Raw genomic sequence first — 22,711 nt, 5'->3', positions numbered from 1 at the left:
ACGGCCCCTAACGAAGGGAGCAGGTCATGAATACCAGCAGCGCGGACAATGACGGCCAGGGCATGATCGTTAACCCCAAGCCCGCCGCAGACAACCAGGACTGGGACGGCGATGAGGCAGATCGCGCGGACCGCCTGCGTTTCGAAGAAGAGCAGGCCATGATCCGCGAGCAATCCGAGGCGCGTGCCGCAAAGGCCGCCGCAGAGGAAGCCGCCAAGAAGGCCAGTGCCTGAGCCCGCCGCCGGTGTCTGAGCCCGCTTTAGCCCTGCTAACCCTTTACCCTGATCAGGAGCGAGCGGGGCGCCACCGTGACGGTGAGTTTGGTGGCCAAACCCGACGTGTCGCCGTCGATCTGTGTAGGCATGGGCTCCGGGCACTTGATGACGATTTTCCCCGCCCGGTAGATGGTCATGATGGGCAGGTTGCCTTTGTGCTTGAAGAGGATTTTCGCGTACATGGCCAGCCAGCCGATGGCGCTCCTCGGGCTCATCACCACGACGTCGAGCATGCCGTCGTCGATCATGGCTTCGGGGATGAAATCGATGCCGCCCGGCACCAACCCGCAGTTGGCGAAAAGTACGCTGCGGATGTTCCGCACCTGCTCCGCGTTGTCATCAAGGGCGACGGAAACCTTCCTCCGCCGGCCAGGCAGGTGACGCATGCCGGCCTCGGTATAGGCCAGCCACCCCACCGCTTTCTTGAGGCCGGCATTGGTGTCCCCCAGGATTTCCGCGTCCATGCCGATCCCGGCGATCACCAGGAACACGTGTTCGGAGAAGTGGCCAGTGCGGGAGTTTTCGATGCCCATTCGGGCTGTGTCGATGTAGCGCTGCTGGCCGAACAGCGCAGTCTGGACGCTCGCGCGGAGATCGTAAACGTCCAGGTCGACGTTGCGTGCCAGCAGGTTCCCGGTTCCCAACGGAATGAGGCCCATGGCCACATTCGTGTGCGCGAGCGACTCAGCCACCACCCGCACGGTACCGTCGCCGCCGCCCACCAGGACGACGTCGGCCTTGTAGTCCATCGCAGCCTTGGCCTGGGAGTATCCCGGGTCCTCCGCCGTCGTCTCTAAAAAGATTGGATCCTCCCAGCCGGCAGTGAGGCATGCGCGTTGGATGGCTTCTTTCGCCTCGGGGGCGCGCGCCTTGACGGGATTGAGGATGACCGCCACGCGCTGCTGGCCTAGGCCCGTTTCGTGCGCATCCTCGTGCACAGCACTCCGCACGTGCAGGGCCTTGAGCTTCCGCACGCCCCACCAACTGGAGACAGCGAAAGCCAGCGCCGCCGCGCTCAGGAGGTAAAGAAGCCAGTCGTTCATGGTGCTTCAACAGTATCCCGGCCGCGGCGCCGGCATACCCGCGTCCGGGCGGCAGCCCTGCGTTCGCCGGATTTAGATACTCTTGTTTGGTGATCGACGTAAAAGACCTCAGCGAAAACCCGGACAAGTTCCGTGCCAGCCAGCGCGCCCGCGGCGCCGACGAATCAGTGGTGGATGCGATCATCGCCGCAGACTCCGCCCGCAGGGCTGCCCTGATCCGGTATGAAAACCTCCGCGCGGAACAGAACATTTTCGGCAAGAAGGTGGCGCAGGCCAAGGGCGATGAGAAGAAAGCCCTTCTCGTCGAAGTCAAGGAACTGGCCAACACGGTCAAGGCCGCCTCCGCCGAAGCTGACGCTGTGCAGGCCAAGCAGGATGAACTGCTGCGCGCCATCCCGAACCTCATTGAGGACGGCGTCCCCGAGGGCGGCGAGGACGACTACGTTGTGGTCAAGACCGTCGGAACGCCCCGCGAGTTCCCGGACTTCGAGCCCAAGGACCACTTGGAAATCGGCGAACTGATCGGCGCGATCGACATGGAGCGCGGCGCCAAGGTGTCAGGCTCGCGGTTCTACTTCCTGCGCGGCGTGGGTGCACGCCTTGAGATGGCGCTGCTGCAGATGGCCATGGATCAGGCCATCGAAGCCGGCTTCGTCCCCATGATCACGCCCACCCTGGTGCGCCCGGAGACCATGCAGGGCACCGGATTTGATGTAAAGCACGACGCCGAGATCTACCGCCTCGCCGAAGACGACCTTTACCTCGTGGGAACCTCCGAGGTGGCCCTGGCCGGCTACCACGCGGACGAGATCCTGGACCTCACGGCCGGGCCCATCCGGTTTGCCGGCCAGAGCTCCTGCTACCGCCGTGAAGCCGGCTCCCACGGCAAGGACACCCGCGGGATCATCCGCGTTCACCAGTTCAATAAGGTGGAGATGTTCATCTACACCACCGTTGAAGAGGCAGCTGCGGAGCACAAGAGGCTGTTGGCCTGGGAAGAGGAGATGCTGGCCAAGTGCGAGCTGCCGTACCGGGTCATCGACACCGCCGCCGGAGATCTTGGCATGTCCGCCGCCCGCAAGTTCGACTGCGAAGCGTGGGTCCCCACGCAGGGCGCCTACCGTGAACTGACCTCCACCTCGAACTGCACCACGTTCCAGGCCCGCCGCCTGAACATCCGTGAGCGTGTGCTCACCAGCGAAGGCGTGGCCAAGGGCACCCGCGCCGTGGCCACCCTCAACGGCACCCTGGCCACCACCCGCTGGATCGTGGCCATCCTGGAGCACCACCAGAACGCCGACGGCTCGGTCACCGTCCCGGCCGCGTTGCGGAACTACCTGGGCGGCATGGAAGTCTTCCCCGTCCTCTAAGTTTTCTGCAGCTGCGCGAAGAAATCCCGCCGCATGGTCCATTCCCCGGCTAACGCCAAGGGGATCAGACCATGCGGCGGGGATTTCTTTTTGCGGATGCCGGCCGCTGCGAGCTTCCGCCCCAGCAGCTCCGGGCTGGTTAGGGACTTCCAGTCCCCACCGACAACTGTGTAGCCGAGCGCACGCAGCCGATCTTCATGCTTCTTTCCGGCCAGAATGGCTTCCCGCGTGCTGCGGCCGGCCAGGAGTTCGTCGTCGAGGTACTTGGCATCGCCGTCGAACTCCCCGATGACGCCGTATGCGGGCCAATAGAAGTCCGTCCGCGCAATGAATCCCTCCCCGTCAACCGCCAGATCCTCCGGGCGGTCAGGTAGCAGAAGTTTGCCGAGGGGTCACTGGCCGCCACAGCGGCCACCGTCATCGAATAGCGTTCCCGAGGCTTGAGTGCGAGCCATGAATCCCTGCTGTAGTGGACGCCCGCCCTGACGCGGACCAACTCGCCCTTGTTATAGCCGCGGCTCAGGCTACGGTCGCTTCCGGTGAGGGCGCGCCGGTAGCGGGCGAGGACAAGGGCCGGGGGAGCGGTTTCCATGACTCCATGCTTGGCTGAATGCCGGTGCCCAGCCAGCCGTGTGTGCCCTCATGTGGATAAGTCCCGGCCATTCCCCTCGAGACGGACCTTTCCCCGGGGAACGCGGCGGGGATTTGACCCGTTGGCGGGGAATTTCTGCACGAGGGGGCTAGGTGCAAGCGGCCACAGGTTAACACTCACACCGGGGATAACCTGTGAGTATTAAGCGTGTGTTCATTGGGTGCTGTGGCCTGCGTCCTAGCCGGTGTGAGTGGACCTCTGGTCTACTGGATGCATGACTACATTGACTGAAACCGCAGTTGCTGGCATCGATGACCAGCGGATCGCAAACGAAAACACCACCACCAAGTTCATGGTGGCCCTGGACGTGGACGGCACCTTGGTGGACCACGACGGCCACATGTCCGCGCCGGTCCGGGAGGCCGCCCAAGCCGTGGTGGCTGCGGGGCACGACGTCCTGATCGCCACCGGCCGTTCCCTGAACGCCACGCTGCCCATCATCGAGCAGATTGGCATCCACACCGGCTACGCCGTCTGCTGCAACGGCGGAGTGACCCTCCGGCTGGATCCGGACCTGGCCGACGGTTACGAGATCATCCACAAATCCACGTTCGATCCCGCCCCGGCCCTCCGCGCCCTCCGCGAACGCCTGCCCACCGCCAAGTACGCACTCGAGGACGAGGACGGCAACTTCCTCGCCACCGAACGCTTCCAGGACGCCAGCTTCGGCGTTGAGGCGATCGGCGTCGACTTCCAGACGCTGCTCGAAGCCACAGCAGTCCGCCTGGTGGTGTTCAGCACCGAGAACACGCCGGAGGAGTTCTCCGAGACCATCCAGCAGATCGGCCTGGCCGGCGTCACGTACTCCGTCGGCTGGACCGCATGGTTGGACATCGCCGCGGCGGGCGTCACCAAGGCCAGTGCGCTGGAGCGGCTCCGCGGCCAGTTGGGGACAGAGTCCCACCGCACCGTTGCCATCGGAGACGGCCGCAACGACATCGAAATGCTGGGCTGGGCCGGACGGGGCGTCGCCATGGGCCAGGCCCCGGAGGAAGTCATCGCCGCGGCGGATGAGGTTACCGCGTCAGTGTTCGACGACGGCGCCGCCCACGTGCTCCGCAGCCTCCTCCCGTAAGGGCTGCTTCCGCCCATGCGGCTTCCGGCGAGGCCTACTGCGAACGCACACCGGTAGCGGGACCGTTCAGCGCACCTCGAGGATGAGCGCCAGGAGCCGGGCAACCGCCGGCCGAGCAGCGTGTTCCTCGGTCCATTGCGCCCGGGCCACCGCTTTGCTGACAGCCTGCGTGGTGATCCCGAGTTCGTGTGCCACCGCTTTCTGCTGTCCGCGGACGCCCGGGGTCATCAGGTCAAGGACCCGCCACTCCGCATCGGACCGGCCTCTCACGATGTGGCCCAGGAGCCGGAGGACGGCTTCGGCTTCGTGCGCGAGGTCCGCGAGGGGACCCTCCACGGCAACGGGAATTCGCTCTTTGCCGTTGCGGAGCCGGTCAACCGCGCGCCGGGCGTAAACCAGACTATGGCCGGAGGCGTCCTTGATCTGGTTGGGCAGCGGCTCGTTGACGGGCCCAACCCCCAGGCCTACATACCAGGAGCCACAGCGCAGGGCAATCAGAGACGCTTCCACCGCCTGATGCGGGCAGTCGACAATTCCTTGGACTTCATCCTCCACCGAGCGGTCAAAATCAAGGCACGCAGGAATGTGCCGCAGGTCCTTCAACAGTTGAGGGACGCGGTCGCCGTCGCGCCGGCTATCGGTCTGGTTGATGGTCAACGTGAACATGTGAAAAACAGACTACCCGCTGGTAGCAGACCGATGGCAAGTGGACGGGAGCCGCACGCAGGGAGGGTCTGCCGGATTGTGCCAGCGCGCCGAAGATGTTGCGATGGAGGCACGGATGCCAAGGGGCGGCGCGCAGCGACGTGAGGACGGTTATGACCGGCAGCCCGGAGCAGGACCATATGACGCAGGACGAACTGGACCTCGTGGACCGGTGGTGGCGGGGAGCCAACTACCTGTCGGTGGGGCAAATCTACCTCCGCTCCAACCCGCTGCTGCGCGAACCCCTCGCCGCGGACCACACCAGGTCCCGGCTTCTGGGCCACTGGGGGGACCAGTCCGGGCCTGAACTTTGTCTACGCCCACTTGAACCGCGTGGTCCGGCGGGACTGCCAGGAGATGCCCTTCGTTGCCGGCCCCGGCCATGGCGGGCCGGCCGTGATGGCGAACGCCTGGCTGGAGGGGACTTACTCCGAAATCTATGGAGCCGCGGGCCCGGACGAGGCGGGGATGGCAGAGCTGTTCCGCCAGTTTTCGTATCCCGGTGGCATTCCCAGCCATGCGGCGCCGGAGACCCCCGGGTCCATCAGGCAGGGAGGCGAACTGGGGTACGCGCTGGCCCACGCCTACGGGTCTGTGTCCGACAATCCCAAGCTGATCACCGCCGTCGTAATGGGCGACGGCGAAGCGGAAACGGGGCCGCTCGCGGCGAGCTGGCACTCACACAACGTCCTGGACCCGGCCCACGATGGCGCCGTGCTGCCCTGCGCCGTCCGGCCGGGTCCTGGAGGTGCTGGGCGAGCACCTGTGCAAGGGCTGGCTGGGGCCCACCTGGCTGGGGCCGGCCGACGCCGCCAACCACTGCCGGCGCGGGCTGGGCATTTGGAAGTTTGCGGGGTCCGAGGTAGCGGGGGCGGACCCCGACGTGGTGCTCGCGTGCGCCGGGGATGTGCCCACCGGGGAAACCGTCGCGGCTGCCGAGCCCCGGAAAGAAGGGGCCCCGGGATGAAGGTCCGGGTGGTCAACGTGGTGGAGCTGATGCGGCTCCAGGACGCGAGTGGGCACACGCATGGCCTGACGTCGCGCTACGTGGCCGGGATCTTCACGCCGGACAAGCCGATCATTTTCGCCTACCACGGCTATCCGTCGCTGATCCACCGGCTGGCATACCGCCGAACCCAGCAGGAGGGCCTGCACGTCTGCGGTTATAAGGACGAGGGGACCGCCACCACGCCGTTCGACATGGCCATGCTCAACGGCGTGGACCGCTACCAGCGGGCCATCGACGCCTTTGACCGTGTTGGGCACAATCTGACCCCGCGTTGCTGGCAATGGGTCAGGCCGCGCGGTACTGAAGGGTGCCGGGAATTCCGCCCGTCGCACCCAGTCCGTCACCCCGGGCGAACGCCGCCCACAACCTGCGCACCTCACTGCCAACGGCGTCGATCTCTTCCCACGTTGCGCCGGTAAGGAGCCCGGCAGCGGCCCAGGTCTGCTGGTTTCCAAAGAGCAGCGGCAGGTCAACGGTGTGGGCGGCGCGGTAGAAGTTCCCGGGCGCACCCCAGGACAGCAGGTAGCTGTAGGCCTTGCCGCCGGCCCGGGCATGGCGGCGGGCGAACTTGCGGGCCGCACGGCCGTACACCGCCTCCGTCACAGCCCAGTTGATGGCCCTGACGACGGCGGTGCCGAGCAGGGGAACCTGGCCCAGCCGGCTGACGAACGGGCTGCGCGGCAGGAACAGGCGGGCTTCATCGGAGGTGTGCCCGATCAGTACCTCGATGCCAGGCGCTGTCTCATTCCAGGCGGCCTCAATCTCGGCTTCGGGCGGCAGCGGGGCGTGCCCGTATTGCGTGCCGAATGGCATGGCCGCCATGAGCCCGTACTTCCGGGCCACCTGCGACACGTGGTCCTCAATGGCGACAACCTCCATGGCCGGAGTGTCTTCGGTGACGGCTTCCGCGGCGATGCCCATGGCATGGCTCATCTTGTGCCGGCCGCGGGTGATCCCCAGCGGCGCGCTCTGGATGATGGCCCGCTGGAACAGGGACGGCGCCTCGGGCGTTGCCATGAGGTGGGCCACGGAGTCGCCGCCGGCTGACTGGCCGAACGCCGTGACGCGTCGGGGATCACCGCCGAAAGCGGCGATGTTGCGCTGCACCCAGCGGAACGCTTCCAGCTGATCCAGCAGGCCGAGGTTGGCAGGCCTGCCGGTGTTGGTGGACAGGTAGCCGAACAGGCCAAGCCGGTAGGTTACGGACACCACGATCACGCGGTTCTCGGCAACCAGGGACGTGGCGTCGAAGATGGCCAAATCACCGGATCCCGACGTGTACGAACCGCCGTGCAGCCACACCATGACCGGTACCTGCTCGCCGTCGGCCAAGCCCGCCGGCACGGTGATGGACAAGCGCTGGCAGTCCTCGCTGCCGGGGAGCTCGCCGTAGCGGGTGCCCAGGACGTCGTCGAGGAACGGAACGGGACCCTGCGGGCAGGCCGGCGCGGGACTGGTCGCGGCAAAGGGCGGGGTCCGGTCAGGCGCGGCCATTGGAGGCTGGAAGCGGCCGGCGGTGGCGTAGGGGATGCCGGTAGCACGCACCACTTCGCCGTCCCGCCACCCGCTGATCGGACCGCACGGAGGAGTAAATAAAGGCTCGGAACTCACCGACCAACCTTAAACCACAACATGGGCCCACATCCGCAGGGTTCCCTGGCCGAGCTTGCGAGGGTAGGTCGCGGAAAGGGAGGGTCGCTTTCGGCCCAATGCCGCCGGCGGATTGGGCGCGAAGTGACCCCGCGTTGCTTTAAGCGGTGGGGATTAGTGAGCTGCCGGCACGTAACGCTTGATGGAGGCTTCCAGCTCGGCCTCGGCGGCGGCGCGGTCGCCCCAGCCCTCAGCCTTGACCCACTTGCCCGGCTCCAGGTCCTTGTAACGGGTAAAGAAGTGCTCGATTTCCTTGATCAGGAAGTCGCTGACATCGCTGATTTCCTGGATGTGGTCGAAGCGGGCGTCAACCGGAACGCACAGGACTTTGGCGTCTCCGCCGCCGTCGTCGGTCATGTTGAAAACGCCGATGGGGCGGGACTCAACAATGACTCCCGGGTGCAGGTCGAAATCCTGCAGGAGCACCAGTGCATCCAGCGGATCGCCGTCTTCGCCGAGGGTGTTCTCGAAGAACCCGTAGTGCGTGGGGTACTGCATGGAAGTGAAGAGGACGCGGTCCAGGCGGACGCGGCCGGTCTCGTGGTCAACTTCGTACTTGACGCGTGATCCCTTGGGAATCTCGATGGTCACGTCATGCTTCATGGAATGCTCCTCGGCAATTGCAGGGGGTTCGCGGCACAGGAGACGAACCACAAAAGGAGTGTCGGTGCCGCCGACTACTATTGAGGATATAGCGAGAGGCCCAGGTTTCAGGAACTTGTGGGGAAATTTCAGGACTTGAGGACCAGCACCAGCATGAAGGAAACAGCGCGCCCCGGCGGGTTCATGGACGCTTTGCGGCGGATGTTCAACCGCGGACTACGGGCCTGGCCTACTGCGCTCCTCCTGGCTTTGATGGTCATTTTGGGCCTCCCGGCCGGCTGGCTGATCGCCCCGGCTTTCGTGGGACCGCCTCCCGTGGCGGCGCCCGTAACACCCGGCTGGCAGCTGCCGCCGGCCACGCTCGCTGCCCGGCAAGGCCTGCCCCCGCTCGCGGACAGCGCGCCGTTGCCGCTGCCGCCCGCCGTCACGGCGCAGCTGGACGCTGTGTTAAGGCCCGACGGCGACGGCACCTTCACCGGGCTTGTCCAGGATGCGCACACCGGCGATGTCCTCTTTAACAGAGGCGGGTCGGACAACCGGATCCCCGCGTCAAACATGAAGCTATTCACTGCAGTGGCCGCCCTGCAGTCGCTCGGTCCTGAGCACCGGTTCAGCACCAGGGTACTGGCCGGTGCCGCCGCCAACCAGGTGGTGCTCACCGGAGGCGGAGATGTCCTCCTCGGTGCCGGCGAATCCGCGCCGGACCGAGTGATGGGACACGCCGGGCTCGCCACGCTCGCCACCTCCACGGTGGCAGCGCTCCAGGCCAGCGGAACAACCGGCGAGCTAACGGTCCTGGTAGACGATTCCCTATTCAGCGGACCCGCGTTGAACCCAGCCTGGGCTGACGGCGACGTTGCGGCCGGTGAGGTTGCGCCGCTGTTCCCGCTCGCCCTGAACGCCGCGCGATACAACCCCGCCGTCACCACCGGCGCCCGCCCGCAGGACTCGGCGCTCACGGCCGGGGAGGCGTTCGCCGCGCAGCTCAAGGCGGCCGGCACAGCTGCGGGACTTACGGTAGCGGCCCGCGTCGGACGTTCCCCGGCGCCCGAAGCCGGGCCCGGCGCCGCTCCCGAAACCACTGGCAGCGCGCCCACCGCGCTGGCGGAGGTCCAGTCCGCCACGGTCGGCGAACAGGTGGGCCTGATGCTGGAGACCTCGGACAACTACCTGGCGGAGGTCCTGGGCCGGATGGCAGCGGCGGCTGCGGGGGAGTCCGCGAGTAACGACGGCGCCACGGCCACCGTCCGCGCCCAGCTCGCCGAAATCGGCATTGACACCGGCAGTATGCGGTTCGCGGACGTGTCCGGTCTCGCCATCGGCAACCAGGCGTCTGCCCGCCAGTTCGCCGGCGCGGTGCGTGCCATCACCAGCGGAACCGATCCCCGGCTCCGGGCCGCACTGGACGGCTTCCCGGTGGCAGGACTGACCGGAACCCTGCACGACCGCTACGAGGACGCGGCATCGTCCCGGGGCGCGGGCCTGGTCCGGGCCAAAACGGGCACGCTGAACACAGTGATCGCACTCAGCGGATACGTGGTGGACGCCGACGGCAGGCTCCTGGTGTTCTCGTTCATCGGCAACGGACTGGCGCCTGGTGCCGCCGGCAACCGGCAGGCCGTGGACCGCGCGGCCGCCGCACTGGCTGCCTGCGGCTGCCGGTAACGGCTCACGGCTTTCCGGAACTGTCCACGGGCGCCATTACCGAAAAGTCCAGGTCTGCGGCCACTGCGGAGGTCGCGGTAGTGCCCGGCAGACCGGCCATCACGACGGCGGCGACCACCGACTTCCAGCCCCCGCCGGGTCCGAGGGTAAGGGGAGGAACAGGACGGTAGGGGACCATGGGTTCTCCTTTCGGGGCGGTTATGACCACTTTGCCGGCGGGAGCTGTCACGCCGCTTTCCCTCACCTGTGGGTGGCTGTGAACCGGTCGGCCGGGGGCGCCCACCACGGCCAGGGCGTTCGCCGGTCAGCGAACTTAAGGGCCATCCGCCGAAGGCTGTGATGTGATGGGGCTATGGAGTCCACTGCACGTGATTCGTCCGCACCGGTATCATCCAGCCCGGCCCAGGCCCTGATTAACTGGGACCTGGCCGCATCCACCGCCGCCCGGCTGGCTTCCGCGGGTCCAACGCTCGGCTCGGCGGAAATCGGCGAGGCCGTGGACAGCCTGCGCCGCCTCGCGGATGCCTCCGTCCCCCACGTCCACGAGATCACTGGCCTCGAGGCCGCGAGGGACCTCCGCGACTCCTCTGTCCTGGTAGTCGACCGGGCAAACTGGGCCAAGGCCAACACCCAGAGCTTCGCGGTGATGCTCAAGCCCGCCATGGAAAAGATGCTCGAAAGTCGCCGCGGTACGGTCAGCCCGGCGGCGGCCAGCGTCAGCGGCGCCATCACGGGCAGCCAACTCGGCGCTGTCCTGGCGTTCCTGTCCAGCAAGGTCCTGGGCCAATACGATCCGTTCGCCGCGCTCGCCGAAGGTTCCAAAGCGCCCGCCGGTGGAAGGCTGCTGCTGGTGGCCCCCAACATCGTGTCTGTGGAGCGGGAACTCAACGTCACCCCAGAGGATTTCCGGCTCTGGGTCTGCCTCCATGAGCAGACGCACCGCGTTCAGTTCGCGGCCGCGCCCTGGCTCCGCCACCACATGCTGTCCGAGATCGATAACCTCAGCGTCCACCTGCTGGGCAACGTCGATTCCCTGATGGAGCGGGCCTCCGCCGCCGCCCGCTCCCTGAAGGACCGGACCGCAGACGGCCACACCCCCGGCCGCGGCGCCATCCTGGACCTGCTGCAGAACCCTGAGGAAAAGGCGTCCCTCTCGCACCTGACGGCTGTGATGAGCCTGCTGGAGGGCCACGCGAACGTGGTGATGGACGCCGTCGACGCCAGCATCGTCCCGTCGGTCAAGACTATCCGGCAGCGCTTCACCGACCGCGGCAAGGACCGCGGCGTCATCGAGAAATTCATCCGCAGCCTGCTGGGTCTCGATGCCAAGATGCGCCAGTACTCCGACGGCGCCAAGTTTGTCCGCGCCGTAGTAGCCGTCGCCGGGATGGAGGGCTTTAACAGGGTCTGGGAGTCCGCGGACAACCTTCCCACCGAGCCTGAAATCCACGAGCCCAAGCTGTGGGTTGACCGGATGGGTTTGTAGGTGCCCGGTTTCCCTAACGCTTCAAGCGGCCGACGGCGGCCCGGCAGGCTGGCGCCCGTCGTCGGCAAAGCGCGCAAGATGCTCCAGAACGCCCTGGCGGAGGCCGGCTACCCGGCCCACGTGCTGGTGGCGTGCAGCGGCGGCCCGGACTCCCTGGCGCTCGCCGCCGTGGCCGCCTACTTTGCCCGCCGCGGCCACGTTGACGGGCACCCGCTGACGGTGGGCGCCGTGGTGGTGGACCACCAGCTGCAGGAGGGGTCGGCCCAGGTTGCTGCGGCCGCGGCCCAGGCACTGAAGGAACTGGGGCTCTCACCGGTGGAGGTCCGGACGGTCGATGTGGCGCCCACAGGCATGGGCCCTGAGGCTGCCGCCCGCGATGCCCGCCACGCAGCGCTTGACGCCGCGGCCCGCGAGCAGGGCGCCGCCGCGGTCCTGCTGGGCCACACGCTGGACGACCAGGCCGAACAGGTTCTCCTCGGCCTGGCCCGCGGCTCCGGCACCCGCTCGCTGGCCGGAATGCGGCCTGCCCGCGGCCTGCTGCTCCGGCCCTTCCTGGGCCTGCGCCGCGAGGAAACCCTGGAGATCTGCCATGTGGAGGAACTGGCGCCCTGGCACGATCCGAGCAATTCGGATCCGTCCTTCGCCCGCTCCCGGACCCGGGTGGAAGTGCTGCCGCTGCTGGAGGAAAAACTCGGGCCCGGCGTGGCTGAATCGCTCGCCCGGACGGCCGCCATCCTGCAGCTGGACGCCGACTACCTGGAGGACGTGGCAGAACGCACATACGCCGGTTTGGCGCAGCGTTCCGGCCCGGAAATCAGCCTGCCCGAAGACGCCCTCGGTGAACTTTCCCCGGCCATCAGGTTCCGGGTGATCGCCAAGGCGGCGGCCGACGTCGGGGGTCAACAACCCAGCTACCACCGCCTTCTGGCCGCGGAAGCGCTGCTGCGGCGGCAGGGCTCCGCCGGTCCCGTGGAGCTCCCCGGCGGCGTGAGCGTCTACCGGCTGTCACTGGCGCAGCTGGACGCCGCCGGCCAGCGGAGCAGGACCACGGACGGGACCGACGGCGGCACTTCCGTTCCCCGCGAAGCGGCGCGCTGTGGGAAGCTAGTATTCCGGCCTCAAAAACCGCCCCAAGAATAGTCGCACCCCCGCATCTACACAGGAGCCATTGGTGGATTCAAACGACGTCCAGGCAGATCTCAAGCACGTTCTCTACACCAAGGAACAGATCCAACAGCGGATCACCGAGCTCGCTGCAGAGATTGACAAGGACTACGAAGGCCGCGAAATCCTCGTCGTCGGCGTACTCAAGGGCGCTGTGATGGTCATGGCCGACCTCGCCCGCGCACTCCACAGCCACGTGTCGATGGACTGGATGGCAGTGTCCTCCTACGGCTCCGGCACCCAGTCCTCCGGCGTGGTCCGCATCCTCAAGGACCTGGACACGGACCTGATGGGCAAGGACGTCCTGATCGTTGAAGACATCATCGACTCGGGTCTGACGCTGTCCTGGCTCAAGACCAACCTCGAATCCCGCGGCACAGCGTCGGTGGAAATCTGCACCGCCTTCCGCAAGCCCACGGCCGCCAAGGTTAAAATCGACGTCAAGTACGTCGGCTATGACATCCCCAACGAGTTCGTGGTGGGCTACGGCCTGGATTACGCCGAGAGGTACCGCAACCTGGACTTCGTGGGCACCCTCGCCCCGCACGTCTACGAGTAAACCTTCTTCCCGCCGAGATGGCGTTCCATGGCATTCGCGCGCCCGCGCCTTGCCTTGAAATGCCATCTCGCGGCATTTAAATGAGCGGGGAGAGATGTGAGCGGCAAGAACGTCGGCATCAAGGACGTTGCGGCCGCCGCCGGCGTCTCTGCCACCACGGTGTCTCACGTCCTGAACAACGTGGCGTCCGCCAGGATCAGTCGGGAGACCCGGGAACGGGTCAGGTCCGCTGCAGGACAGTTGGGCTACGGGCCGGACAGTGTTGCACGCGCCCTGCGGACCAGCCGGACAGCCCTACTGGGGCTGGCCATCGAGGACATCGGCGCCGGTCCCCACGCCGGGCAGATCATCCTCGGGGCCGATGAGGCTGCCCGCGCCCGCGGCTACCACCTCGTGGTCATCAACGTCCCTGCCTCCGCGACCGACGGGTCCGCGAGCGACGAGTCGCGGGAGGCCGGCGTCGAGTCCCTCCTGAAGCGCCGGGTGGACGGCATCATGTACGCCCCGCTCCACTTCCGGCAGCTTCCGGGACCGGCCAACCTCGGCAGCGTACCGGCGGTGCTGGTGAACGCCGTCAGTACCAACGGCAGCATCGCCGCAGTGGTGCCGGACCACGACGGCGGCGCCCGGGACGCCGTCCGATGCCTCCTTGCAGCAGGGCACACCCGTATTGGGTTCATCAACAACGCCGACGGCACGCCGGCCGCCCAGGACCGCCTCAGCGGCTTCCGGGGCGCCTTGTCCGCTGCAGGGCTCGACGGCGGTGCGGCGCCGGTTGATTCTGTTCCCCTTGTGTCCGCCCCGCCCGCTGAGTCCGCCCAACCCTTGGAGCAGGGCGGCTACGAGGCCGCCCGCCGGATGCTGGCGCGCGCGAACAGGCCAACCGGGCTGGTGTGTCACGATGACCGGGTGGCCATGGGCGCCTACCGCGCCGCCGCCGAACTGGGACTCGCCATCCCCGCAAACCTCTCCGTGGTGGCCCTCGCCGACCGTGAAGGGATCGGCGCGAGCCTGTACCCGGCACTCACCACGGTGGCGCTGCCCCTTGCCGAACTGGCGGCCAGGGCCGCCGAAATCCTGATGGACGCCATCGAGGACACCTCGGACACGGCCCGCCGTGCCAACTCGAAAGAAGTCACCGCATGCCTGCTGGTGAAACGCGGATCGGTGGCACCGCCCCGCGGAACCGCTACGCCCAGAGGGAACTTTTGAGCGGCACCGTGCGTGAATTACTCCGGACGGTGTATAGCTAGTAGCTGATGCAGCACCACACGCGCGTGGACTACTCGCCGTGCAGCACTACCAGGAGGGACGGGGCCAGCCCCCGAACAGATGAAAGCTAAGAGTTTCTTCAAGGGCCCGGGCATCTGGATCGTTGTTGTGATCGCCATGCTCCTCGTGGCCTTTGCAACATTGGCTCCCGGTGGTGCGGCACGGATCGACACCGACAAGGGCCTTGGGCTCCTCGCCGACGGCGGCAAGGTTGAACAGGCAAAGATCTTCGACGGCGAAAACCGTGTTGACCTGGTCCTGAAGGACAGCCTCAACGTCGACGGACAGGACAAGGGAAAGAGCGTCCAGTTCTTCTACGTCGACGCCCGCGCCGCGAACGTGGTCAAGGCCGTGACCGATGCCAAGCCGGCCAACGGCTACACGGACCAGCCGATCGAAAGCAATTGGTTCTCCGGGCTGCTCTCGCTGCTGATCCCCGTCATCCTGCTCGGCGCACTGTTCTGGTTCCTGATGACCCGCATGCAGGGCGGCGGCTCGAAGATCATGCAGTTCGGCAAGTCCAAGGCCAAGATGGTCAACAAGGACATGCCGCAGGTGACGTTCGCTGACGTTGCCGGCGCGGATGAAGCCGTGGAGGAACTCCAGGAAATCAAGGAGTTCCTGCAGGAACCGGCCAAATTCCAGGCCGTGGGCGCCAAGATCCCCAAGGGTGTGCTGCTGTACGGCCCTCCCGGTACCGGCAAGACCCTCCTGGCCCGCGCAGTCGCCGGCGAGGCCGGGGTGCCGTTCTTCTCCATCTCCGGCTCGGACTTCGTAGAGATGTTTGTGGGCGTGGGCGCATCCCGTGTCCGCGACCTCTTTGAGCAGGCGAAAGCCAACTCGCCCGCCATCATCTTCGTTGATGAGATCGATGCCGTCGGCCGCCACCGCGGCGCAGGCATCGGCGGCGGCAACGACGAACGCGAGCAGACCCTCAACCAGCTGCTGGTGGAAATGGACGGCTTCGACGTCAAGACCAACGTGATCCTGATCGCGGCCACCAACCGTCCGGACGTCCTGGACCCGGCGCTGTTGCGCCCGGGCCGGTTCGACCGCCAGATTACCGTAGACGCGCCGGACCTGATCGGCCGCGACCAGATCCTGCAGGTCCACGCCAAGGGCAAGCCTATGGCGCCCGGCGTTGACCTCAAGAGCGTGGCCAAGAAGACCCCCGGCTACACGGGTGCCGACCTCGCCAACGTCCTCAACGAAGCCGCGCTGCTGACGGCCCGTTCCAACGCCAACCTCATTGATGACCGCGCCCTGGACGAAGCGATCGACCGCGTAATGGCCGGCCCGCAGAAGCGCAGCCGCGTTATGAAGGAACACGAGCGCAAGATCACTGCGTACCACGAAGGTGGCCACGCCCTCGTGGCCGCGGCGCTGCGGAACTCTGCGCCGGTCACCAAGATCACCATCCTGCCCCGCGGCCGAGCCCTGGGTTACACCATGGTGGTGCCGGAGAACGACAAGTACTCCGTGACGCGCAACGAGCTTTTGGACCAGATGGCCTACGCTATGGGCGGCCGCGTTGCGGAGGAAATAGTCTTCCACGATCCCTCCACCGGTGCCTCCAACGACATCGAAAAGGCAACCTCCACGGCCCGCAAGATGGTTACCGAATACGGCATGAGCGAGCGTGTCGGTGCAGTACGGCTCGGCCAGGGCGGCGGCGAACCCTTCCTGGGCCGCGACGCCGGCCACGAGCGCAACTTCTCCGACCAGATCGCCTTCGTAGTGGATGAGGAAGTGCGCCGTCTGATCGACCAGGCGCACGACGAGGCGTACGCCATCCTCATCGAAAACCGCGACGTCCTGGACCAGCTGGCCCTAGAACTCCTGGAACGGGAAACCCTGAACCAGGCCGAGATCGCAGAGATTTTCAGCGACATCCGCAAGCGTGACTTCCGCGAGGTGTGGCTGTCCAAGGAGACCCGCCCGGTCCAGCAGGCCGGCCCGGTGGAATCCCGTCAGGAGAAGGCCGAGCGCGAAGCCCAGGAGGAAGCCAAGCGGGCCCGCCTGGAGGAGCCGTTGGACGCACAGCCCCCGCACCCGCAGGGTGTCCCGGAGGATGCTCCGTTCCAGGGCGGCATTCCCGACTCGGGGCCTGACGCCCTGCGCGGCTAAGCTTTCTACTGTGAATCACTTCGACGACGATGACGCCCCCGCCTCCGCCGGTCACCCGGAGGAGGACGGATCCCACCACAAAAAGCACGAGAAAGTGGACCGGCCGCGGATTGAAGCTGCCGTCCGCGAGATCCTGCTGGCCATCGGTGAAGACCCGGACCGCGGCGGGCTGGTGGACACCCCCAGGCGGGTGGCCAAGGCGTACGCCGAGGTGTTCGCCGGGCTGCACCACGACCCCGCCGACGTCCTGTCCACCACCTTCGACCTGGACCACGAAGAACTGGTCCTGGTCAAGGACATCCCGTTCTACTCCACATGCGAGCACCACCTGGTGCCGTTCCATGGAGTGGCGCACGTGGGCTACATACCCTCGCACGAAGGCAAAGTGACCGGCCTCAGCAAGCTGGCACGGCTCGTGGACATCTACGCCCGGCGCCCCCAGGTGCAGGAGCGGCTCACCACCCAGATCGTTGAAGCAATGGTCAGCCACCTTAAGCCGCGTGGCGCGATCGTTGTTGTTGAATGCGAACACATGTGCATGTCCATGCGCGGTGTCCGCAAGCCCGGAGCGAAGACCGTCACCAGTGCGGTACGCGGGCAGCTCCATGACCCGGCCACCCGCGCCGAGGCCATGAGCCTCATCCTCGGAAGGTAATTATCAGACCATGGACTCACTAGCTGCAGCCCCGGGAACCGGGCCCGCAACATCTCCGCTGCCCATCCTGCGTAAAGCGCGCACGGCCGCGAAGTTCGCAGACCTGCCCACCGGCCGCACCCTGGTCATGGGCATCTTGAATGTCACCCCGGACTCCTTCAGCGACGGCGGCAAGCACGCAACGGCGGACACCGCCATTGCAGCCGGCTTGCGGATGTTCTATGCGGGGGCGGACATCATCGACGTCGGCGGCGAGTCGACGCGCCCCGGCGCTGAGGATGTCAGCCCCGAGGAGGAACAGCGCCGGGTAGTTCCCGTCATCGAGGGCCTGGTTAAGGCCGGTGCCCTGGTTTCCATCGACACCACCCACGCGTCTACGGCTGCGGCCGCGCTGAAGGCCGGCGCCGCCATCATCAACGACGTCTCCGGACTCACCATGGAACCCGAGATGGCAGAGCTGGTGGCCACATCCAAGGCGCCCTACGTTCTCACCCACCGCCGCGGCGACGCCCGTACCATGAATGCCCTGGCCGAATACCAGGACGTTGCCGGCGAAGTGGTTGCCGAGCTGGCGGGCGTGCGGGACAAACTCTACGCCGCCGGTGTGAGCCCGGAGCAGATCATCGTTGACCCGGGCCTGGGCTTCGCCAAGAACGACGCCCAGAACTGGGAGCTCCTGCAGAACCTGGGCCAGCTGGACAGCCTAGGGCACAGGGTCCTTGTGGCAGCATCACGCAAGCGCTTTCTGGGTACCCTGCTGACCGTGGCCGGCAAGTCCGCCGCCCCGGAGGAAAGGGACGCCGCCACCGCGGCCATCACCGCCATCAGCGCCTTCCGCGGCGCCTGGGCTGTCCGCGTGCACGACGTCGGTCCGAGCCTTGACGCTGTTAAGGTCGCCTCGCGTGTGGCGGCCACCCGCACCGAACACTAGGGCCGGGAGACCCATGGACAGGATTACGCTGAGCGGCGTCACCGCCGTCGGCCATCACGGCGTGTTCGAATTTGAGCGCCGTGAGGGCCAGCCATTCGTGGTGGATGCTGTCCTGCACCTGGACTTTGCCAAAGCCGCGGAATCCGACGACGTCCGGGACACGGCGCATTACGGTGAAGTGGCTGAACGGATCAAGGACTGGATCACGGGGGAGCCCCTGAACCTGATCGAGGCCCTGGCCGTCCGGATCGCCGATGGCCTCCTCGCCGAATTCGCTGTCCACGCCGTGGACATCACTGTCCACAAACCCAAGGCGCCCATCGAGGTGCCCTTCGGGGATGTGGCCGTCAGTGTGCACCGGGACCGGGCAAACAGCGCCCGACACGAGGCGTGGCAAGAGGAGCGCCGGCCATGACCGGCTACACTAAAGCGGTCCTGGCACTTGGCAGCAACCTGGGCGAACGGAACGACACCCTGGCCGAGGCGGTCGCAGACCTCGTGGACCCGCCGGAGGTTCGCCTGCTGGCAGTCTCCCCAGTGGTGCAGACCAAAGCCGTCGGCGGCCCGGCTGGCCAGCCCGACTTCCTGAATATGGTCCTGACAGTGGACACCATCCTGTCCCCGGCAGAGCTCCTGAAGCACTGCCAGGCGGTAGAGAACAAGCATCTCCGCGTACGGGAGGTGCACTGGGGTCCGCGAACGCTCGACGTCGACATCATCACCTACGGCGACGTTACCAGCGGGGATCCGGACCTGACCCTGCCGCACCCGCTGGCCGCGGAGCGCGCCTTTGTCCTGTATCCGTGGTCCCTGATCGAGCCGGCGGCCACGCTGGGCGGCGAACGGATCGCTGAGCTGGCCGCCCGCGCCGCGGACTTTGCGGACATCGTCCCCTTCGACGGCTTCGGGAACTACGACGGCCTCCCCACCGCCGGTACGGTTGAATAGCAATGAAGCCCATCAACCCTGTCCGCCTCCTGCTGATCGGCCTGGTCACTACAGTGGCCGGCTGGTCAGCCACTGTAGTGACAACCCGTTACAGTATGGCTACGCCTGTTCTGCCTGCTACGGCTTTGGCCACCATGTCTGTCATCGTTGTGATCACCCTGGTTCTTGGCATCCGCGTCCTGCAGTGGCGCAACAGCACCAAGCGCAAGAAAGCGCTTGACCCGATCCTGGCAGCCAGGACCTTGGTCCTCGCACAGGCATGCGCGTACGCGGGCACTGTCCTGCTCGGCTGGCACGTTGGGATTTTCCTGGACCAGTTGCGGATCTGGAACCTCCGCAGCGACCAGGGCCTCACGTGGGTGGCAATCGCGGTAGCCGCCGGCGGGCTGGTGATGATTGTGGTGGGCCTGCTGGTGGAGAGGTTCTGCAGGATCCCACCCGAAGACAGCGATGCGGCGCCCGGCGACGGGAAACCCGGCCACGGGGTACACGGGGAAGTCGCAGGGGAAGGCGAGTATGCCTACCGGGGCGATTGATCCAGCGGGTATCACGTGGCAGCGGGTGTCGCCGAAGTACGTCACGGTGCGGTTGGTGGAGTGGGCAATCGGAAATGTCCTGGCCGTGCTGGTCCTGTGCCTGCCCCTGGTTTTTGTCCTTCTAGGCTGGTGGAAGTGGCCGCCGCTGTGGCTGGCCATCGTGGTGCCGGCCGCTCTGCTGGTGCTTGCTGTGTGGCGGCTGCTGCTCATCCCGCGCCAGGTCCGTGCCATCGGCTACGCGGAACGGGACGATGACCTGTTGATCCGTGGCGGCATCTTCTTCCAGCGGACCATGGCCGTGCCTTACGGCCGGATGCAGTACGTTGACATTGGTGTTGGTCCGGTGGAACGCGGGCTGGGCCTGTGCACGCTCAAACTCCACACCGCCGCACCCGGGACAAATGCCACCATTCCCGGCCTGGCCGCAGAGGAGGGGGCGCGCCTGCGCGAACAGCTCGCCGCCCGGGGCGAAGCCAGGCTGGCAGGGCTGTGACTGCTGACGTTCCGGAGCGAGGTGCGCCCGGTGCGCCAATCGCAGCGCCCGACGGCCAGTGGCTGCGTGTGCACCCGGCGTCGCCTTTTGTGCGGGGCTGGGTGGCGCTGGCCGCCATCGGCGTCTTCTTCGGGCGGGACATCTTCGAACGGATGCTGCAGGGAAGGCCCCTGGTCGAAGAGGATTTCGCGGGCCGGGCGCCGTGGCTGGTGGCCGGCGGTGGCATAGTGCTGGTGATTACTGTGCTGGGCTTTATTCTGACGTGGTATTTCACCAAGTACCAGGTGTCCGGGGGGTACGTCAGGGTGAACTCGGGCTTCATCTTCCGGCAGCAGCGGCAGGCCCGGCTGGACCGCGTGCAGGCCATCGACATTGTCCAGCCCCTGCTGGCCAGGATCTTCGGCCTGGCAGAACTCAAGTTTGAGGTGGCCGACGCCGGCGAGTCGGCCGTCACGCTCGCCTTCCTGCGGATGGACGATGCCAAGCAGCTCCGGGCCACCATCCTGGCGCGTGCTGCCGGTGTGGTCCCGGACCCGGCCCGGCCCCAGGAGGCCCCGCCCGAGGCGCCCCAACATCTGGTGCTGTCCGTGCCGCCGTCGCGGCTGGTCGGTTCGCTGCTGCTCAGCGAGCAGAGCTTCTTTGTGGTGCTCGGCGGCGTGGTCTCCGTGATCCTGTCCGCGGTAACCGAGAACCGCGGGTTCTATTTCTACCTGATTCCCGCGGCGCTGGGCCTGGCTGCGAGCTACTGGGGATCCTTCAACAAGGGCTACAATTTCACCGCGGCCATTTCGCCGGAAGGGATCCGGCTTCGCTACGGGCTCCTGGACACCCAGGCGCAGACGCTCCCGCCCGGCAGGATCCAGGCGCTGAAAGTGACCCAGTCGCCGCTGTGGCGGGTCTTCGGCTGGTACCGGATCCAGGTCAACGTGGCCGGGTACGGTGCCGTGGGCAGTAACGGTGAGGCGGCGCCACGGACCACGCTGCTGCCCGTGGGCAAACTCCCCGACGTGATGAGCATGATCGCGCTGGTGCTCCCGGAACCCGGTACCTCGGAGTCCGGGCGCACCTTCGCGGCGGGGCTCAGCGGGGTGGATTCCGACGGCGGTTTTGTCACCACGCCGCGCCGCGGCCGCCCCCTGGCGCCGTTCGGCTGGCGGCGCAACGGTTTCGCCAGCACTGATACGGCCTTGCTGATCCGCTCGGGCCGGTGGTGGCGCCAGCTGGTGATGGTTCCGCATCAGCGCACCCAGTCCATGGCCCTGCACCAGGGCCCGCTCGCCCGGCGGTTCGGCTTGGCGGACCTGGTCCTCCACACCACAGCGGGGCCGGTTTCTCCGCGGCTGACCCAGGCTGGGGTGGACCAGGCCCGGGCTCTCTTTGACGAACAGTCCGCCCGGGCGCGGCTGGCCCGCAAGCGGCAGGCCAGCGAACAGTGGCTGGTGCAGGTGGCCCCCACGCTGGCGGGTGAGCCCGTCCAGGATCCGGTGGGTGAACCTGCTCCATCCCCGGTGGGTGAACCTGCTCCATCCCCGGTGGTCGAGCCCACTCAAGCCCCGGCGGGTGAGCCCGTCGAAACCGCTCTTCAACAGGAAGGCCCGAACCATGGCTAAGCCCGGACGCCTCGGCGTCGGAATCATCAGTGCCGGAAAGGTGGGCGCGGTCCTCGGTGCCGCTCTCCGCGCGGCCGAGCACGCCGTCGTCGGGGTTTCCGCAGTGTCCGAAACCAGCCGCGAACGCGCAGAAGCACTGCTGCCCGGCGTGCCCGTGCTGGAGATCCAGGACATTGTGGAGCGCGCCGAATTGGTGCTCCTGGCCGTGCCGGACGACGCCCTGGCCACCCTGGTGGACGGCCTGGCCAAGCTCGGAGCGTGGCAGCCCGGACAGCTGGTGGCCCATACTTCAGGCCGGTTCGGGGTGGGTGTGCTTCGCCCGGTGCGGGCCGCCGGAGCGATCCCCCTGGCCCTGCATCCGGCCATGACCTTCACAGGCATGAGCCTGGACCTGACCAGACTGCTTGACTGCACGTTCGGGGTGACCGCGGACGCCGCGATGCTCCCCATCGCCCAGGCCCTGGTGGTGGAGATGGGGGCCGAGCCCGTGGCCATCGCCGAGGCGGACCGGACGCTGTACCACACGGCCCTGGCCCATGGCTCGAACCACCTGGTCACACTCGTGGCGCAGGCTTCGCAACTGCTGCGGGACGTGGGCGTGGACGAGCCGGGCCGCATGTTGGGGCCGCTGCTGCGGGCCACGCTGGAGAACGCACTGGCCTCCGGTGAAGCGGCGCTGACCGGGCCGGTGGCCCGCGGCGACGTGGGAACCGTGGCAGCCCACGCCGAGGCGTTGCGGGAGTACGACGCCGGGGCGCACGGGGATGTGCTTGAGGCGTACCTGGCCATGGCCCGTGCCACTGCCCGGCGGGCGGAGAGCCGGGGGCTACTTAAAACCGACAAACTGGGCGCCATCCGTGCGGCCTTGGAAGAAGGAGACTGA

24 protein-coding genes and 2 pseudogenes are annotated in these 22,711 nt (G+C 67.0%); 21 read left to right on the top strand and 5 right to left on the bottom strand.

All coding sequences use genetic code 11. The features are described 5' to 3' along the window. Window positions 1–26: 26 nt before the first annotated feature. On the top strand, window positions 27–233 hold the full coding sequence (locus tag ABIB45_RS11035) for a hypothetical protein (protein WP_354215899.1): 207 nt from the start codon (window positions 27–29) through the stop codon (window positions 231–233). A 35-nt stretch (window positions 234–268) separates the two neighbouring features. Here the strand turns inward: ABIB45_RS11035 and ABIB45_RS11030 are convergent, their stop codons facing one another. Next, complete coding sequence (locus ABIB45_RS11030) at window positions 269–1,318, bottom strand: diacylglycerol/lipid kinase family protein (protein WP_354215898.1); 1,050 nt, start codon at window positions 1,316–1,318, stop codon at window positions 269–271. Window positions 1,319–1,407: 89 nt separating this feature from the next. Between ABIB45_RS11030 and serS the strand changes: the two genes are divergently transcribed. The 3 genes from serS (at window position 1,408) to ABIB45_RS11015 (ending at window position 4,415) form a co-directional block, all read left to right on the top strand. Continuing rightward, window positions 1,408–2,688 (top strand): serine--tRNA ligase, encoded by a 1,281-nt coding sequence (gene serS, locus ABIB45_RS11025; protein WP_354215956.1) that lies wholly within the window; start codon window positions 1,408–1,410, stop codon window positions 2,686–2,688. Between the two features lie 197 nt (window positions 2,689–2,885). Continuing rightward, entirely contained in the window at window positions 2,886–3,062 is a 177-nt protein-coding gene (locus tag ABIB45_RS11020) for a hypothetical protein (RefSeq protein ID WP_354215896.1), read from the top strand. Window positions 3,063–3,554: 492 nt separating this feature from the next. Further along, the gene (locus ABIB45_RS11015; protein ID WP_354215895.1) at window positions 3,555–4,415 is read left to right on the top strand and encodes an HAD family hydrolase; all 861 of its coding nucleotides are present in this window, start codon (window positions 3,555–3,557) and stop codon (window positions 4,413–4,415) included. Window positions 4,416–4,481: 66 nt separating this feature from the next. Here the strand turns inward: ABIB45_RS11015 and ABIB45_RS11010 are convergent, their stop codons facing one another. Further along, the gene (locus ABIB45_RS11010; protein WP_354215894.1) at window positions 4,482–5,081 is read right to left on the bottom strand and encodes a hypothetical protein; all 600 of its coding nucleotides are present in this window, start codon (window positions 5,079–5,081) and stop codon (window positions 4,482–4,484) included. Between the two features lie 152 nt (window positions 5,082–5,233). Here ABIB45_RS11010 and ABIB45_RS22610 point away from each other — a divergent pair. The 3 genes and pseudogenes from ABIB45_RS22610 to ABIB45_RS22600 form a co-directional block, all read left to right on the top strand. After that, window positions 5,234–5,843, top strand: a pseudogene (locus ABIB45_RS22610) (phosphoketolase family protein); the annotation flags it as partial. Continuing rightward, on the top strand, window positions 5,827–6,087 hold the full coding sequence (locus tag ABIB45_RS22605) for a phosphoketolase family protein (RefSeq protein WP_502914530.1): 261 nt from the start codon (window positions 5,827–5,829) through the stop codon (window positions 6,085–6,087). The pseudogene ABIB45_RS22610 and the gene ABIB45_RS22605, both read left to right, overlap by 17 nt. Continuing rightward, a pseudogene (locus ABIB45_RS22600) lies at window positions 6,084–6,323 on the top strand (phosphoketolase family protein); the annotation flags it as partial. The gene ABIB45_RS22605 and the pseudogene ABIB45_RS22600, both read left to right, overlap by 4 nt. 91 nt (window positions 6,324–6,414) lie before the next feature. On the opposite strand, the gene ABIB45_RS11000 reads toward ABIB45_RS22600, so the two are convergent. Next, window positions 6,415–7,740 carry a carboxylesterase family protein gene (locus ABIB45_RS11000; RefSeq protein ID WP_354215893.1) on the bottom strand — a complete coding sequence of 442 codons (1,326 nt, stop codon included), beginning with the start codon at window positions 7,738–7,740 and terminating at the stop codon, window positions 6,415–6,417. Between the two features lie 153 nt (window positions 7,741–7,893). Further along, the gene (locus ABIB45_RS10995; protein ID WP_248763190.1) at window positions 7,894–8,382 is read right to left on the bottom strand and encodes an inorganic diphosphatase; all 489 of its coding nucleotides are present in this window, start codon (window positions 8,380–8,382) and stop codon (window positions 7,894–7,896) included. A gap of 153 nt (window positions 8,383–8,535) precedes the next feature. Between ABIB45_RS10995 and dacB the strand changes: the two genes are divergently transcribed. Continuing rightward, window positions 8,536–10,047 carry a D-alanyl-D-alanine carboxypeptidase/D-alanyl-D-alanine endopeptidase gene (dacB, locus tag ABIB45_RS10990; protein ID WP_502909134.1) on the top strand — a complete coding sequence of 504 codons (1,512 nt, stop codon included), beginning with the start codon at window positions 8,536–8,538 and terminating at the stop codon, window positions 10,045–10,047. Window positions 10,048–10,051: 4 nt separating this feature from the next. On the opposite strand, the gene ABIB45_RS10985 is transcribed toward dacB, so the two are convergent. Next, window positions 10,052–10,225: a hypothetical protein gene (locus ABIB45_RS10985; protein WP_354215892.1), complete on the bottom strand. Its 174-nt coding sequence runs from the start codon at window positions 10,223–10,225 to the stop codon at window positions 10,052–10,054. A 174-nt stretch (window positions 10,226–10,399) separates the two neighbouring features. Here ABIB45_RS10985 and ABIB45_RS10980 point away from each other — a divergent pair, with 174 nt between their 5' ends. The 13 genes from ABIB45_RS10980 (at window position 10,400) to ABIB45_RS10920 (ending at window position 22,711) form a co-directional block, all read left to right on the top strand. Then, a complete protein-coding gene (locus ABIB45_RS10980; RefSeq protein ID WP_354215891.1) occupies window positions 10,400–11,533 on the top strand; it encodes an Rv3626c family coenzyme F420 biosynthesis-associated protein in 1,134 nt (377 codons plus the stop codon). 78 nt (window positions 11,534–11,611) lie between these two features. After that, a complete protein-coding gene (tilS, locus tag ABIB45_RS10975; RefSeq protein ID WP_354215890.1) occupies window positions 11,612–12,673 on the top strand; it encodes a tRNA lysidine(34) synthetase TilS in 1,062 nt (353 codons plus the stop codon). 31 nt (window positions 12,674–12,704) lie between these two features. Further along, the gene (gene hpt / locus ABIB45_RS10970; protein WP_354215889.1) at window positions 12,705–13,256 is read left to right on the top strand and encodes a hypoxanthine phosphoribosyltransferase; all 552 of its coding nucleotides are present in this window, start codon (window positions 12,705–12,707) and stop codon (window positions 13,254–13,256) included. Between the two features lie 96 nt (window positions 13,257–13,352). Further along, complete coding sequence (locus ABIB45_RS10965; protein WP_354215888.1) at window positions 13,353–14,468, top strand: LacI family DNA-binding transcriptional regulator; 1,116 nt, start codon at window positions 13,353–13,355, stop codon at window positions 14,466–14,468. 120 nt (window positions 14,469–14,588) lie between these two features. Further along, window positions 14,589–16,655, top strand: coding sequence for an ATP-dependent zinc metalloprotease FtsH (ftsH, locus tag ABIB45_RS10960; protein WP_354215887.1), 2,067 nt, complete (start codon window positions 14,589–14,591; stop codon window positions 16,653–16,655). Window positions 16,656–16,665: 10 nt separating this feature from the next. Further along, complete coding sequence (gene folE / locus ABIB45_RS10955) at window positions 16,666–17,310, top strand: GTP cyclohydrolase I FolE (protein WP_354215886.1); 645 nt, start codon at window positions 16,666–16,668, stop codon at window positions 17,308–17,310. A gap of 10 nt (window positions 17,311–17,320) precedes the next feature. After that, a complete protein-coding gene (gene folP / locus ABIB45_RS10950) occupies window positions 17,321–18,241 on the top strand; it encodes a dihydropteroate synthase (RefSeq protein WP_354215885.1) in 921 nt (306 codons plus the stop codon). Window positions 18,242–18,254: 13 nt separating this feature from the next. Continuing rightward, entirely contained in the window at window positions 18,255–18,656 is a 402-nt protein-coding gene (folB, locus tag ABIB45_RS10945; protein ID WP_354215884.1) for a dihydroneopterin aldolase, read from the top strand. Next, window positions 18,653–19,189 (top strand): 2-amino-4-hydroxy-6-hydroxymethyldihydropteridine diphosphokinase, encoded by a 537-nt coding sequence (folK, locus tag ABIB45_RS10940; protein ID WP_354215883.1) that lies wholly within the window; start codon window positions 18,653–18,655, stop codon window positions 19,187–19,189. The genes folB and folK overlap by 4 nt, the downstream gene beginning before the upstream one ends. A 2-nt stretch (window positions 19,190–19,191) precedes the next feature. Beyond that, complete coding sequence (locus ABIB45_RS10935) at window positions 19,192–19,725, top strand: DUF3180 domain-containing protein (protein WP_354215882.1); 534 nt, start codon at window positions 19,192–19,194, stop codon at window positions 19,723–19,725. Further along, window positions 19,706–20,218 (top strand): PH domain-containing protein, encoded by a 513-nt coding sequence (locus tag ABIB45_RS10930; protein ID WP_354215881.1) that lies wholly within the window; start codon window positions 19,706–19,708, stop codon window positions 20,216–20,218. The genes ABIB45_RS10935 and ABIB45_RS10930 overlap by 20 nt, the downstream gene beginning before the upstream one ends. Beyond that, the gene (locus ABIB45_RS10925; RefSeq protein ID WP_354215880.1) at window positions 20,215–21,828 is read left to right on the top strand and encodes a PH domain-containing protein; all 1,614 of its coding nucleotides are present in this window, start codon (window positions 20,215–20,217) and stop codon (window positions 21,826–21,828) included. The genes ABIB45_RS10930 and ABIB45_RS10925 overlap by 4 nt, the downstream gene beginning before the upstream one ends. Further along, window positions 21,821–22,711 carry a Rossmann-like and DUF2520 domain-containing protein gene (locus ABIB45_RS10920; protein WP_354215879.1) on the top strand — a complete coding sequence of 297 codons (891 nt, stop codon included), beginning with the start codon at window positions 21,821–21,823 and terminating at the stop codon, window positions 22,709–22,711. The genes ABIB45_RS10925 and ABIB45_RS10920 overlap by 8 nt, the downstream gene beginning before the upstream one ends.

The sequence above is a fragment of the Arthrobacter sp. UYCo732 genome (genome assembly GCF_040547265.1).
Lineage (GTDB): Bacteria > Actinomycetota > Actinomycetes > Actinomycetales > Micrococcaceae > Arthrobacter.
Note: the sequence above shows the minus strand (reverse complement) of the source record. Positions and strands in the feature narration are given on the sequence as shown.

Bases quoted from the DNA above. Each gene is read 5' to 3' on its own strand.
- ABIB45_RS11035 (WP_354215899.1), top strand. From the start codon at position 27: ATGAATACCAGCAGCGCGGACAATGACGGCCAGGGCATGATCGTTAAC.
- ABIB45_RS11030 (WP_354215898.1), bottom strand. From the start codon at position 1,318: ATGAACGACTGGCTTCTTTACCTCCTGAGCGCGGCGGCGCTGGCTTTC.
- ABIB45_RS11020 (WP_354215896.1), top strand. From the start codon at position 2,886: ATGCTTCTTTCCGGCCAGAATGGCTTCCCGCGTGCTGCGGCCGGCCAG.
- ABIB45_RS11015 (WP_354215895.1), top strand. From the start codon at position 3,555: ATGACTACATTGACTGAAACCGCAGTTGCTGGCATCGATGACCAGCGG.
- ABIB45_RS11010 (WP_354215894.1), bottom strand. From the start codon at position 5,081: ATGTTCACGTTGACCATCAACCAGACCGATAGCCGGCGCGACGGCGAC.
- ABIB45_RS22605 (WP_502914530.1), top strand. From the start codon at position 5,827: ATGGCGCCGTGCTGCCCTGCGCCGTCCGGCCGGGTCCTGGAGGTGCTG.
- ABIB45_RS10995 (WP_248763190.1), bottom strand. From the start codon at position 8,382: ATGAAGCATGACGTGACCATCGAGATTCCCAAGGGATCACGCGTCAAG.
- dacB (WP_502909134.1), top strand. From the start codon at position 8,536: ATGAAGGAAACAGCGCGCCCCGGCGGGTTCATGGACGCTTTGCGGCGG.
- ABIB45_RS10985 (WP_354215892.1), bottom strand. From the start codon at position 10,225: ATGGTCCCCTACCGTCCTGTTCCTCCCCTTACCCTCGGACCCGGCGGG.
- ABIB45_RS10980 (WP_354215891.1), top strand. From the start codon at position 10,400: ATGGAGTCCACTGCACGTGATTCGTCCGCACCGGTATCATCCAGCCCG.
- tilS (WP_354215890.1), top strand. From the start codon at position 11,612: ATGCTCCAGAACGCCCTGGCGGAGGCCGGCTACCCGGCCCACGTGCTG.
- ftsH (WP_354215887.1), top strand. From the start codon at position 14,589: ATGAAAGCTAAGAGTTTCTTCAAGGGCCCGGGCATCTGGATCGTTGTT.
- folP (WP_354215885.1), top strand. From the start codon at position 17,321: ATGGACTCACTAGCTGCAGCCCCGGGAACCGGGCCCGCAACATCTCCG.
- folB (WP_354215884.1), top strand. From the start codon at position 18,255: ATGGACAGGATTACGCTGAGCGGCGTCACCGCCGTCGGCCATCACGGC.
- folK (WP_354215883.1), top strand. From the start codon at position 18,653: ATGACCGGCTACACTAAAGCGGTCCTGGCACTTGGCAGCAACCTGGGC.
- ABIB45_RS10935 (WP_354215882.1), top strand. From the start codon at position 19,192: ATGAAGCCCATCAACCCTGTCCGCCTCCTGCTGATCGGCCTGGTCACT.
- ABIB45_RS10930 (WP_354215881.1), top strand. From the start codon at position 19,706: ATGCCTACCGGGGCGATTGATCCAGCGGGTATCACGTGGCAGCGGGTG.
- ABIB45_RS10920 (WP_354215879.1), top strand. From the start codon at position 21,821: ATGGCTAAGCCCGGACGCCTCGGCGTCGGAATCATCAGTGCCGGAAAG.